Source organism: Rhodococcus aetherivorans (genome assembly GCF_025722975.1).
GTDB classification, from domain to species: Bacteria; Actinomycetota; Actinomycetes; order Mycobacteriales; family Mycobacteriaceae; genus Rhodococcus; species Rhodococcus aetherivorans.
In genome coordinates this window covers 5,397,504-5,409,946 of the sequence record NZ_CP106982.1, presented here as the reverse complement: position 1 = coordinate 5,409,946, position 12,443 = coordinate 5,397,504, and the positions used below count along the sequence as shown (strand labels likewise).

The window sequence follows — 12,443 nt, the reverse complement described above, 5'->3', positions numbered from 1 at the left end:
GCTATCTTCTTGTGCGATCGATCCATCCGCGGCTGCGGCCCCAGAGCACGGAAGAGCGACCAATGACCGACCGATCCTGCAACGACAGCGGTGACTCGCCGTCGCCGGACGGCGAACCACCGGAACTCCTCGACCTCGTCGGGATCGGATTCGGGCCCGCCAATCTCGCTTTGGCGATCGCCGTCGAAGAACGCAATGCCGACGCCCCGCACGATCCCGTGCGGGCACGGTTCTTCGACCGGCAACCCGCCTTCGCGTGGCATCCCGGCATGCTCCTCGAGGGCGCCACCATGCAGATCGCCTTCCCGAAGGACCTGGTCACCTTCCGCAACCCCACGAGTCCCTACACCTTCTTCGCCTACCTGCACGACCGGGGCCGGCTCGTAGACTTCGTCAACCACCAGACGTTCTTCCCGACGCGGCACGAATTCCAGGACTACCTGCAGTGGGCGGCCGGCCGCGTCGACGCCGACGTGCGCTACGGCACCGAGGTCACCGCGGTCGAGGCCGTGCACGACGAGGCAGGCATCGCCGACCGCCTCGCCGTCCACACCGCCGACGGCACCGTCGTGCACGCCCGAAACGTCGTCGTCGGCGTGGGGTTGCGGCCCCGCATCCCCGCGTGGGCCACCGAGACCGCGCGCTGCTTCCACAACCACCGGTTCCTGTTCCATCTGGCCGAGATGCCCGCGCCCGTGCACCAGCGGTTCGTCGTCGTCGGCGCCGGCCAGAGCGCCGCCGAGGTGGTGCAGTACCTGCACAGCCACTATCCGCAGGCCGAAGTGCACAACGTCTTCGCCCGCTTCGGCTACAGCCCCGCCGACGACAGTCCGTACGCCAACCGCATCTTCGACCCGGCCACCGTCGACGAACTGCACGCCGCACCCGAGGCCGAGCGGGCACGACTGCTCGCCCTGCACCGCGGCACCAACTACTCCGTCGTCGACCCCGACCTGATCACCGCGCTGTACGCGGCCGAGTACCGCGAACGCGTCAGCGGACGGCGGCGGCTGTTCATGCGGCGCGCCTCCGAGATCGCCGCGGTCACCGAGACGACCACCGGAATCGAGGTGGACGTGCGCAGCACGATCGACGGACTCACCGACACCCTGATGTGCGACGCCGTCGTCCTCGCCACCGGGTTCGAGCCCGCCCCGCTGCCGCCCCTGCTCGGCGCCCTCGCTTCCGCGTCGTCGCCGCTGCGCACGGTCGACCGGGACTACCGCCTGCCCACCGCCGGCGACGTCCGTGCCGGGATCTATCTGCAGGGCGGCACCGAGAAGACCCACGGGTTGACGGCGTCGCTGCTGTCGAACGTGGCGATCCGGTCCGGGGAGATCCTCGGATCCGTCCTCGAGCGGCGCGGAGGAAAACTACCAGCGGGTCATGACCGGACCCCCGGGCTTGCTAGGGTACGAAAGCAGCACACCTATGCGACAAGTGAGGCGAGATGAGCACGAATCCTTTTGACGACGAAGACGGCCGCTTCTACGTCCTCATGAACGACGAGGAGCAGTACTCGCTGTGGCCGACTTTCTCCGAGGTGCCGCAGGGGTGGCGCGTGGTGTTCGGGGAGGAGTCGCGTGCAGCATGCGTCGAGTACGTGGAGAAGAACTGGACCGACATGCGGCCGAAGAGCCTGCGTGACGCCATGGAGGCAGACGAGAAGGCCCGCAACGCGGGCGCCTGACCTGCCGCGGTAACCGCGTCGACCGAGAGTCACGCCGTGGGTGCACCACCCGCGGAGTGACTCTCGTGGCGTTTCGAGCCCCGGTACGGACGCACCCGCCGGACGCGGCGCAACTGCGGCCGGCGAAGCGACCCCGCCCGCAGCACGCTCCGCGGATGCCGGACCGTGCGGGCCAGCCACTCGCCGAGCGTCACCCCTGCCGCCAGCGCGCACCCGATGCCGAACGCCGAGAACAGCGCGGTCAGCCCGAGCAGCAGTTCGCTGCCGATCACCGCGTACAGGCCCCGATACAACGACAGGCCCGGCAGCAACGGGGTGATGCCGGCGACCGCCACCACCAGCGGCGGGGTCAGCGCCCGTCGCGCCATCAAGCCACCGGCGAAGCCGACCACCGTCGCGGCGGTCGCCGACGAGATGATCGGACCCACCGCGAACTCCATCGACATCAAGAACACGAGGCTGCCCACCGCACCGCCGAGCGCGGCGGCCGTCAGCGCCCGTCGCTCGGCGTAGCACGCCAGCGCGTAGAACAACGCCGACGCCGCACCGGCGAGCACCTTCACCGGCAGCGCGGTCGCCGTCGGCAGCGCATCGTTGCTGATCACCGGCAGCTCCGCGCCGAGCGCCTCCATCACCTTCAGCGCCGTCGCCACGCCGGCGATGATTCCGCCGGTCATCATCACCAGCTCGAAGAACCGCGCCGACGCGGTGATCGGTGCCCCGGTGATCGCGTCCTGCACCGAACCGACCAGCGACAGTCCCGACAGCAGCACCGTCACGCCGGCCGCGATGATCAGGCCCGGCGGCACGTCGACACCCAACGGTTCGCGCAGGTTGAACAACAGGATCGCGGGCGTCGCGGCGATGATGCCGCCGACCACGTGCTGGAAGAAGAACGGCAGGCCCATGCCGTTGAGGACGCGGTTCGTCCGGTCGATGACCGCCGTGGATGCGAACGCCATCACCGCCACGAGCGCGCCGCCGCCGAGCAGCACCGAGATCGACGCGGCCATCGCCGCCCACGCGAACGTCGCCACCCAGCGGTGATACGGGTGCGGCGCCGTCGTGATCGCCAGCAGATCCTCGCGGGCCTGCGCCGGCGAGATCGCCTCCCGTCGGATGCGCCGGGTCAGCCGGTCCACCGCGGCGAGCCGCGTGAAATCCATCGACCGGTACTGCACGACGCGCATCGTGCTCGCCGGCGGCATCGTCGGCCCCCGGTACGCCGAGAGCACGATCGAGTTGTAGGTGACGTCCACGTCGCACTGGGCCAGGCCGTACGTCGCGGCGACGAAACGGACCTGCTCGGAGGTGTCGATCGCACCCGTGCCCGCGGCCAGCAGCACCTCGCCGACGCGGACGGCGACGTCGAGCGCCTCGGCGACCGTCGCGTCGTCGGTCAGGTCGATCGGCTGCAGCGGCGCCGGCGCCTCGGTGATGGTGTCGAGGGTGGCGCGACGGTCGAGGACGAGCTTCCCGAAGGCGGTTGCCAGCGTCCCCACCGTTACGTGCTCCCGTCCGTCCGGTGTTCGGCGATGCGCGCGGTAACAGCAGCCATGGATCCACCGTAACGAACCCGGGCGGTCGCATGTGGAGCGGGCGCTACCGATATGATGGGGCCGCTCGACTGCCTCCTTAGCTCAGTGGTAGAGCACTCGCCTTGTAAGCGAGCGGTCGTCAGTTCAATCCTGACAGGGGGCTCCACCAGCGGAAACGCTGCACGGCAGGTCAGGGGCCGGTTCCGGGAACGGGAGCCGGCCCTGTTCTGGTTCTTGCCCACATTCTCTCGCTCGACGCCGTCGTGGCCGGCCTGCAAGCCCGCGGGCGCGAAGCTCGTCGCGGCTCCCGTGGCGCCGCAGAGTGCGCGGTGTCAGGAGGATCGCCGGGAAATGTCGCGGTGGGATGTCGAGATCCCGAGCACGGCTCCGTCCCTGAGGTGAACACGGCCACAATGGGCTGTACCGCATCAAGGAGAACACGATGGCCAAGTACCTGCTGCTCAAGCACTACCGTGGCGCGCCCGCACCGGTCAACGACGTGCCGATGGACCAGTGGACGCCGGAGGAGATCTCCGCCCACATGCAGTACATGAACGACTTCGCCGCTCGGCTCGAGGGCACCGGAGAGTTCGTCGACGCGCAGGCGCTGTCCCCGGAGGGGACGTTCGTCCGGTACGACGGCGAGGGGCGGCCGCCGGTCACCGACGGCCCGTTCGCCGAGACCAAGGATCTGATCGCCGGCTGGATGGTGATCGACGTCGACAGCTACGAGCGGGCGCTGGAGCTGGCCGGCGAGCTGTCTGCGGCTCCGGGGGCGGGTGGGAAGCCGATTCACGAGTGGCTCGAGGTGCGCCCGTTCCTGTCCGCGCCTCCGACCGTCACGGAGTGAGGCACGGTGGATGAGACCCTGCTGCGGACCCTCACCCCCACGGTGATCGGGATCCTCGTCCGCCGCGGAGCCGACTTCGCGGCGGCCGAGGACGCCGTGCAGGACGCCCTGGTCGAAGCGGTGCGCGTGTGGCCGGACGATCCGCCGCGGGACCCGAAGGGCTGGTTGGTCGCCGTGGCCTGGCGCAGGTTCCTCGACGCCACCCGCGCCGAGTCCTCCCGGCGGCGGCGCGAGGTGCTCGTCGAGGTCGAGCCCGGGCCCGGCCCGGCCGAGGCAGTGGACGACACGCTTGCGCTGTACTTTCTGTGCGCGCACCCGTCCCTGACGCCGGCCTCGGCGGTCGCGCTGACACTGCGCGCGGTCGGCGGTCTGACCACGCGACAGATTGCGCAGGCCTACCTCGTGCCCGAGGCAACCATGGCCCAGCGCATCAGCCGGGCCAAGCGGACCCTCTCGGGTGTCCGGTTCGACCGGCCCGGTGACGTCGCCACGGTGCTGCGCGTGCTCTACCTCGTTTTCAACGAGGGCTACTCCGGCGACGTCGACCTCGCCGTCGAGGCGATCCGGCTCACTCGCCAGCTGGCGGCCATGATCGAGCATGAGGAGGTGGCGGGCCTGCTCGCGCTCATGCTGCTCCACCACGCACGGCGCCCGGCGCGGACCCGTACCGACGGCAGCCTCGTGCCGCTGGCCGAGCAGGATCGCAGCCTGTGGGACACCCGTCTGATCGCCGAGGGCGTCGACGTGCTCCAGGCAGCGCTCGCCCGCGACCGACTGGGGGAGTTCCAGGCCCAGGCCGCCCTCGCCGCGCTCCACGCCGATGCCCGCACGGCCGAGGAGACCGACTGGGTGCAGATCGTCGAGTGGTACGACGAGTTGCTGCGGTTCACCGACAACCCGGTGGCCCGCCTCAACCGCGCCGTCGCGGTCGGCGAGGCCGACGGCCCGCGGGCCGGTCTGGCCGCCCTGGCGGGGCTCGACCCCGCCCTGCCCCGCCATGCCGCCGCCGCGGCGTACCTCCACGAGCGTGCCGGTGACCTGGTGACCGCAGCACGGCTCTACACCGAAGCGGCCCGATCGGCGCCCAACCTCCCCGAACGCGACCACCTCACGCGTCAGGCTGCACGGCTGGGCGCAGAGCTCCGCCGTCGAGGCGGCCGTTCGAATCCCGGAAACAGGACCGCCAGGGTCCCCCACTACTGACACCGTGTATGCCTCTGATCGGTGCATATGGGCGTTGGAGACATCGGCCCGCCGCGGCCCGGAGGGACGTGGTCGTGACGAGCATCACTGTCATATGTGCTTTCGGGCCCTAAAATTCCCGGCGTGCTTCCCGAACCGAACGATCGTATTCTCACGTCCGTCCGAAAAGGCGCCGTGCGGCTCGGCATCGTGTGTGGGTCGCTCGCCCTCGCAACCGGACTGGCACCTCTGGCTGACGCGGATCCGGGTACCGCGGACCCACATGCCCGCCCTGCCGGGCCCGAATTCGCTCCGATTCCGAGGATCGTGGCCTCGCCGCTCATAGACACCGCCGACGAGAGGGGCGGGGACAACTACCGCGCACCGGCTCCGGCGACCCCCTTGGTGCTGCGTGCGGCCGACGACTTCGATCGCCCGGACGGCCCGCTCGGCCCGAACTGGATCACCTGGGGTGGAGGCACACTGAAGATCGTGAACGGTCATCTCGACGGCCGGGGGACTCCGTCGACTCCGTTGAGTCTTGCGTTCTGGAGTGAGCCGATGCCGAGCGAGACGCAGGTGATGCGGTGTGTGGTCCGCTGGAACGGACGCGAGCCGGAGCACTCGTCGATCGGTCCGGTGGTGCGCGCCAATCCCGGTGTCGACACCGGTGTGCAGTTCGCGTTCACCGACAGCATCATGGCGTTGTACCACGAAGATCCTGCCAACCCGAACGGGTTCACCCCCGTGGCGGGGACTCCGCAGTACGCGTCCACGTCGAGGTTTCCCGAAGGCGCAGTGATCGAGCTGCGGGCCGAGGGAGACCTGTACACAGCCCGGGTCAACGGCAAGATCGTGCTGCAGGGGACCGTGGGGGCCGACAAGATCCCGTTCACGAATCGGTACGTCGGCACGGTGATCCAGGACGACAGCCGGGAACGCGGCGGTGGCCAGCCCCCCGCTCAGCTCGACGATTGTCGGGCGTTGACCCCGTGACGTCGCATTCCTGTCTCCTTCAGCACAGGCCACGATGCCGCAGCCAACCCCTGCGCGCCGAGTTGCCGCTGTCCAACGCCCGGACGCCGCCCGGCTGTGCGAGCGGATCCGCGGCCAGCCGGAAATCGTCACCCGGGATGAGCACATGGCCCGGACAGCTCGCTCCAACGCCCTCGAAGCCACCCGCCAGGCCGACACCACCGCGGTAGCCGAGCCACTCGAGCCGCTCACCGTCGCAGCAGCTGGAAAGCACCGTCGGGTCGCTCGCCGACCGCTGCCACTCGCAACGATCGAGGGTTGATCCGGCTCGGAGAGATCATCCAGGACACGGTCGAGCGGAAAATGCACGACCCGGCCCTCATCGGCCGCGAACTCGATAGCGTCTCAGGCACCGGTCCCGCCGAGACTGGACCGATGCACCCCATCAGGTTTCGGACGGCCTTGTCACCTGTCGATAATGCTAGCCTTCGGTTCGTCGACAGCTGACGGTCCGGCACGCTGATACCGAATGCCATATCAGCGTGTCGAGTCTGCCACCGCCACTATGCCGGTTCGGCTTCGTCGCCGAGGTCGGGCGCGTGGCATGGCAGCTCGTCTCTTCCGCTTCGGTGCCGGCATCGGTGTTGGGGCCGGTCTCGTTGCGCTGGTGTGCGGCGAGTGCTTCGCTGACGGTGCGCAAGTAGGCGGTGCCGGCAGTGCGCAGTGCGTCGTATAGTCCCGCCCGCCCGGTGTCCTGCCCGACCGGCGCTATTTCCCCAGCGGTGTGCTGTGCGGAGGCTGGCGGGTCGAGGGGCACGGTCGGCTTGCCATACGCCGTGTCGGCCTTGTTCGTGGGTCATGGCAATCTCCCTGCTCGAAGCGCCGGACTGGGCGACCTGCTTGTTCTGCCCTTCTGGCGCAGGGAATGTGGACCAGCATGAGGACCGGGGAGTGCCATCTACTCACGGGAACGTAGGTTCGACATCGGTAATGCCCCGGGGCTGGCGGCCGCGTACACCGGTCCCCGGTGCGGCTGCGGTGTGTCCCCGACATCGGATACTGGGCTGTCCAGCGCGACAGCCGGAGCACACACACGGCCGTGGGTGTGGGGCGTACCGGGGCGGCGTGGCTACTCTCCGAGATATGACCCTGTGCCCCAACATATTACGATGTTCAGGCAATTGGTGCGGTGGGAGGATTGTGCCATGATCACCCCCTGGTCGGAAAGAGCAGGGCATCAGCCGGGCGACCGCGCAGTTGTGTGGGGATTTCCCCGTATCCTCGTACACCGACGTCGAAGCCGTAGTCCAGGAGATCAGGGCGCGACTGTAGATCGTGCGCTCGATGGTTGGGGTGCAGGCCTGGACCTTCGGACCCGAAGTGGAGTTCCAGGCCGCAGGCATACAACGAATTCCCCTTTTCGATCACCGGGGAAGAATTCGGCATGCTGGTGGTGATCGGGCAGTTCGCCGCGCAATTGTGGGTGGGATTACGGGTGGCGATGGGTTCGGCTGATCCGTTCCTGTGCATGCTCGCCGCGGTGGCGACGATGTGGATCATGTTCCAGACGTTCGTCGACATCAGCTGCACGGTGACGGCGGTGTTGCCGCGCTATTCTGAAACTGTCCGCAGAGGTGGCACATGGCATTGAAGGAACGGCGAACAAGCCTGATTGTTGCGTTGAAGCGGTCGAGCCGACACGCTGGAACAGGTTGCTGCGATGGCAGGCGGTGATCCGCGGGCGACTCAGCGCGACGACGCGACGGCCATCGGTGCCGAACTCGGGGCAGCGGGTTTCGAGGACGCCGAGCAGATCGGACGCGGCGGCTTCGGCATGGTCTACCGCTGTCGGCAGCGGGCCTTGGACCGTACGGTCGCCGTCAAGATCCTCACCGTGTCATTGGACGAGGAGAACCTTGCCCGGTTTCTGCGTGAGCAGCGGGCCATGGGCCGGTTGACCGGGCATCCCAACATCGTCCATGTCCTGCAGGTCGGGACGACCGACAGTGGCCGGCCCTATCTGGTGATGCCGTACTACCCCCAGACTTCCCTCGACGCATGGATCCGCCGCCAAGGTCCGTTGTCGGTCGACGACGCCCTGCGGATGGGGGTCCGGCTTGCCGGTGCCTTGGACACGACCCATCGGCTGGGAGTCTTGCACCGCGATGTCAAACCGGCGAATGTCCTTCTCACCGAGTACGGCGAGCCGGTGCTGACCGACTTCGGGATTGCCCACATCGAAGGGGGCTTCGAAACCGAAACCGGGGCGATCATCGGGTCGCCCGCATTCACCGCGCCGGAGGTGCTCAGCGGCGAGCGTCCCAGTGTGGCCTCGGACATCTACGGCCTCGGAGCGACGTTGTTCGCAGCTCTGACCGGGCACGCTGCCTTCGAACGCCGACAGGGTGAGCAGGTGGTCGCCCAATTCCTGCGGATCACCACCCAGCCGGTCCCGGATCTACGCGAAAACGGATTTCCGGATGACATCAGCCGCGCTGTTGAACGCGCCATGGACGCCGATCCCCGCCGACGCCCGAGCACTGCAGCAGCCTTTGGGCACGAGCTGCAACAAATCCAGGTGAGTCGAGGGCAGCGAGCCGACGAGATGGCGCTGCTCGAGTACAGCGGCCGGCTCCGGCCCGGATTACCCGATGCTGTGAGACCTGTCCGCCGAGTGGGGAACCTGCCCGCCGAATCGACCACCTTCGTGGGGCGCCGGCGAGAAGTTTCCGCCGCGAAGAAGAGATTGACGGCCTCCCGCGCGCTGACGCTGACCGGGATCGGTGGGGTGGGTAAGACGCGGCTGGCGCTGCGGGTCGCGACGGAGCTGCAGCCGAGCTACCGCGACGGTGCGTGGCTGGTCGAGTTGGGAGAACTCAACGACGAGGCGCTACTCGTCGATGTCGTGGCCGAGGTACTCGACGTCCGAGATTCGCCGGGTCGATCGCTGGAGGATGCAGTAGTCGACTTCGTGGCCTCGCGACAGCTTCTGCTGGTACTCGATAACTGTGAGCAGATTGTCGACGCTGCGGCGCGGCTGGCGGACCGGTTGTTGCGACACTGTCCGGATCTACGCATTCTGGCCACCAGCCGTGAACCCCTCGGTATTCGCGGTGAGGTGGTCATGCGGGTATCGCCGCTGTCGGTGCCGCCCTTGGATCAATTGGGATCGGTCCGGGAACCGCGCCGATTCGATGCGTTGAAGCTGTTCGTCGAGCGGGCAGCAGCCGCCGTGCCGGACTTCGAGTTGACCGAGTACAACCGTGCCGCTGTGGTGGAGGTCTGTACCCGGCTCGACGGACTGCCCTTGCCCATCGAGCTGGCGGCGGCCCGCATGCGGGTGATGTCTGCCGAGCAGCTCCGGCAACGCTTGGCCGAGCGGTTCACCGTCCTGACCACGGCGGAGCGGCACGTGCCCACACGACAACGGACGCTGCGTCTGTCGATCGACTGGAGCTACGATCTGTGCACGCCCGCCGAACAGCAACTGTGGCAACAGTTGTCGATCTTCGCCGGCAGTTTCGGCCTCGAGGCGGTCGAGTACCTGAGTGGCGGCACCGCGACCTCTACCGACGTTCTCGACCGGGTCACTGCGCTGGTCGACAAGTCGATCATGATTCGAGAACAGCACGATGATCAGGTTCGCTTCCGGATGCTCGAGACGATCCGGCAGTACGGTCGCGAGAAGGCTCAACAGTGTGATGAGTACCTCGGGTGGCGCCACCGCCACCGGGAGTGGTTCGAGCAGATGGTCCTGCGGGCAGAAGCGGAATGGATCAGTCCCCGGCAGCTGGACTGGATCACCTGCTTGAACAGAGAGTTGCCGAATCTGCGTGAGGCCCTCGAGTTCGCTTCGACCGAACCGGCCGCGTCCAGATCGGATCCCGCATTACGGATGGCCACCGCGCTGTTTCCGTACTGGCTGGCACGGGGGCTGCTCAACGAAGGCCGCCACTGGCTCGGACGTATGCTCATGCATCCTCTCGCCTCCAGCAATGACAGGATCGACGCCCTCTATGCCCACAGTGTTCTCGCCGAACTGCAGGGCGATTTGGCTACCGGGGCTGAGTTGGTCGAGCAGTGCAAAGCCCTGGTCCAGGGCGCGAACGACCCGCTCCTGGATGCCCGCGCCGATCACGCCGCCGGCCTTCTCGCTTTGTACAGCGGTGATCTGGTCCAGGCCTGCACGCATTTGGAGCGTGCACTCGCGGTCTTCGATGCGGAACATCACCTTTCGCGGCACGTCTGGATTCTGGTGATGCTCGGTCTCGCATACGAATTGCGCGGCGATACCGACCGAGCGATCGAGTGCCACCGGAAGGTGCTGGCCATCACCGAAGCGCACGGTGAGTTCGTGTATCGGTCCTACTCGCAGTGGGCCTTGGGTGTTGCGCTGTTCCAGGAGGGCGATCACCATGAGGCTCGGGTGATGCTCGAGCAGGCGCTCGGTGTGATTCGGCGTGTCGGCGAACCTCTGGCTGCTGCGGTATGCCTCGAGGCGCTGGCGTGGACCGAGGACGTTGAGAACCGTGCCGAACGCGCTGCCGTACTGATGGGCGCAGCGGAGTCGTTGGGACGTGCGACCGGAAGCTCATCGCTACTCTTCCGTGCGCTTGACCGCAATCATGCGGAATGCGAGAAGTCCGCGCGGATTACTCTCGGTAACAACGAATTCGAAGCCCGACTGCGCCACGGGAGAGGACTCGGGCTCGACGATGCCGTCGACTACGCTCTGGATGGCTGATCGCCTCGTCGACGGACCATCCCTTCATCTCGTTCGTGAAGCCCCCAGGTCTGTCGAGACGCGGTGGTGGATAACCGAACACCCTGCCGAGGAGGAGGCAGGGCGCTCGGCTCCGGCCGATCGCTCAACTGAGACCACGACCACCGACAGGGGAGAGGCAACCGTGGGGATGGTGGGTAGTCCGGCATCGGCTGGATCGGTCGGACCTTTCGCCAGCGGATCGACGGAGGGGCGCATCGACCAACTCTGGACGCGCTGTCAGATGGCGTGGCAGTGGCCGCCGTCGACGTGGACGGCGGTGCCGGTGATGTAGCCCGCTCGGGGCGAGAGCAGGAAGGCGGCGGTGTCACCGAACTCGTGAGCTTCGCCGACCCGACCGAGCGGGATCCGCATCCGGTCGGCCATCGTGTGTAGGTATTCCTCGACGTCGCGGCCCGCCTCGAGTGCGGGGCGCTGGATCTGGCCGCTGCGGATGACGCCGACGAGGATTGCGTTGACCCGGATCCCGTCGGGCCCGAGTTCGGTGGCGAGCGCATTGGTCATGCTCAGCCCGGCGGCGCGCAGAGGGGCACTCGGCATGGCTTTGCGTCCGGGAGTGCGGGCGCCGGTGCTCAGGACGTTGACCACGGCCCCGCGGCTGGCTCGCAGGTGCGGAAGGGCGAGGCGGATCGTCCGGGCGGCGGCGAGGAACTTCAGTTCGTAGTCCGCGATCCATTCCTCGTCGGTGATGTCTTCGAACCGGCCGCCGGTATGCACGCCGGCGGCATTGAGCAGTCCGTCGACGCGGCCCCACCGGTCGGTGGTGGCGTCGATAAGGGTGGTGAGGTCGTCGATGCGGGTGACGTCGGCGGGGACCGCGTGCACGTCGTGACCGAGGGCGGTGACGGCGTCGTCGAGTCGACGCTTGTCGCGGCCGCAGATGGTGACGTGGGCGCCTTCGGCGAGCAGCGAGCGCGCGGTCGCCAGACCAAGGCCGTCGGAGCCGCCCGTGATCACGAACGCCTTACCGTGCACACCGAGATCCATCCGTCTGCCCTTTCTCCTCGAGTTTCGCGCCCCGAGACCCGGGGTCGACGTAAGCGGTCAAACCAACTCGGAGGCGCGTCGACTCCTCTGGGACAGCTTTGCTGCGCACGCTTCGGCCAGTTTGCGCTTTGCCGTCAGCCCCAAGCCGAGCGTCGGACGTGACTGCAGCAGGGTGTGCAGTCGTAGGTAGAAGGTGTACGGCGTGACGCCGAACTGGGGAAGAATGTATTCGTCGCCCCCGCCGAAAGGGAGCCACTTGGTTGCGAAGTCGATAAACTCTTGGTCTTCGGTGGTCATCGATCTCTCCTTTCGTTCACGTTGTGCCTCGGGGCGCAACGGACCGGACGGGAAGTACTGATCCGTAGATGGATCGGCCCAGTGTGAGAAGTTCGGGCGTTCCGGCATCCAGTGGGCTGGTCTCCAGTGTTGCAAACAATT

At 67.6% G+C, this 12,443-nt stretch carries 11 protein-coding genes and 1 tRNA gene; 8 read left to right on the top strand and 4 right to left on the bottom strand.

The window, feature by feature from the left end; all coding sequences use genetic code 11:
• The first annotated feature begins 62 nt into the window (after positions 1-62).
• Positions 63-1,454: a lysine N(6)-hydroxylase/L-ornithine N(5)-oxygenase family protein gene (locus OCS65_RS24740; RefSeq protein ID WP_263507926.1), complete on the top strand. Its 1,392-nt coding sequence runs from the start codon at positions 63-65 to the stop codon at positions 1,452-1,454.
• Complete coding sequence (locus OCS65_RS24735) at positions 1,451-1,690, top strand: MbtH family protein (RefSeq protein WP_003936798.1); 240 nt, start codon at positions 1,451-1,453, stop codon at positions 1,688-1,690. The genes OCS65_RS24740 and OCS65_RS24735 overlap by 4 nt, the downstream gene beginning before the upstream one ends.
• A 29-nt stretch (positions 1,691-1,719) precedes the next feature.
• Here the strand turns inward: OCS65_RS24735 and OCS65_RS24730 are convergent, their stop codons facing one another.
• Positions 1,720-3,192, bottom strand: coding sequence for a threonine/serine exporter family protein (locus OCS65_RS24730; RefSeq protein ID WP_006942907.1), 1,473 nt, complete (start codon positions 3,190-3,192; stop codon positions 1,720-1,722).
• Positions 3,193-3,319: 127 nt separating this feature from the next.
• On the opposite strand from OCS65_RS24730, the gene OCS65_RS24725 reads away from it, so the two are divergent.
• The 4 genes from OCS65_RS24725 to OCS65_RS24710 all read left to right on the top strand — a co-directional run bounded on the left by OCS65_RS24725 (position 3,320) and on the right by OCS65_RS24710 (position 6,256).
• Positions 3,320-3,394: transfer RNA gene (locus OCS65_RS24725), tRNA-Thr, on the top strand.
• Between the two features lie 276 nt (positions 3,395-3,670).
• The gene (locus OCS65_RS24720; RefSeq protein WP_006942909.1) at positions 3,671-4,078 is read left to right on the top strand and encodes a YciI family protein; all 408 of its coding nucleotides are present in this window, start codon (positions 3,671-3,673) and stop codon (positions 4,076-4,078) included.
• A 6-nt stretch (positions 4,079-4,084) separates the two neighbouring features.
• Positions 4,085-5,281 carry an RNA polymerase sigma factor gene (locus tag OCS65_RS24715; RefSeq protein ID WP_006942910.1) on the top strand — a complete coding sequence of 399 codons (1,197 nt, stop codon included), beginning with the start codon at positions 4,085-4,087 and terminating at the stop codon, positions 5,279-5,281.
• Between the two features lie 306 nt (positions 5,282-5,587).
• The gene (locus tag OCS65_RS24710; RefSeq protein ID WP_232334117.1) at positions 5,588-6,256 is read left to right on the top strand and encodes a hypothetical protein; all 669 of its coding nucleotides are present in this window, start codon (positions 5,588-5,590) and stop codon (positions 6,254-6,256) included.
• Positions 6,257-6,275: 19 nt separating this feature from the next.
• Here OCS65_RS24710 and OCS65_RS24705 read toward each other — a convergent pair whose 3' ends face one another.
• Entirely contained in the window at positions 6,276-6,509 is a 234-nt protein-coding gene (locus OCS65_RS24705; RefSeq protein ID WP_146034312.1) for a hypothetical protein, read from the bottom strand.
• Between the two features lie 1,074 nt (positions 6,510-7,583).
• Between OCS65_RS24705 and OCS65_RS24700 the strand changes: the two genes are divergently transcribed.
• Complete coding sequence (locus OCS65_RS24700; RefSeq protein ID WP_081637032.1) at positions 7,584-7,886, top strand: FtsW/RodA/SpoVE family cell cycle protein; 303 nt, start codon at positions 7,584-7,586, stop codon at positions 7,884-7,886.
• A gap of 69 nt (positions 7,887-7,955) precedes the next feature.
• Complete coding sequence (locus OCS65_RS24695; protein WP_006942917.1) at positions 7,956-10,979, top strand: protein kinase domain-containing protein; 3,024 nt, start codon at positions 7,956-7,958, stop codon at positions 10,977-10,979.
• A gap of 258 nt (positions 10,980-11,237) precedes the next feature.
• Here OCS65_RS24695 and OCS65_RS24690 read toward each other — a convergent pair whose 3' ends face one another.
• Both OCS65_RS24690 and OCS65_RS24685 read right to left on the bottom strand, forming a co-directional pair.
• On the bottom strand, positions 11,238-12,005 hold the full coding sequence (locus OCS65_RS24690; RefSeq protein WP_006942918.1) for an SDR family NAD(P)-dependent oxidoreductase: 768 nt from the start codon (positions 12,003-12,005) through the stop codon (positions 11,238-11,240).
• A 57-nt stretch (positions 12,006-12,062) separates the two neighbouring features.
• Positions 12,063-12,302 (bottom strand): hypothetical protein, encoded by a 240-nt coding sequence (locus tag OCS65_RS24685; RefSeq protein ID WP_044476293.1) that lies wholly within the window; start codon positions 12,300-12,302, stop codon positions 12,063-12,065.
• Positions 12,303-12,443: the final 141 nt, after the last annotated feature.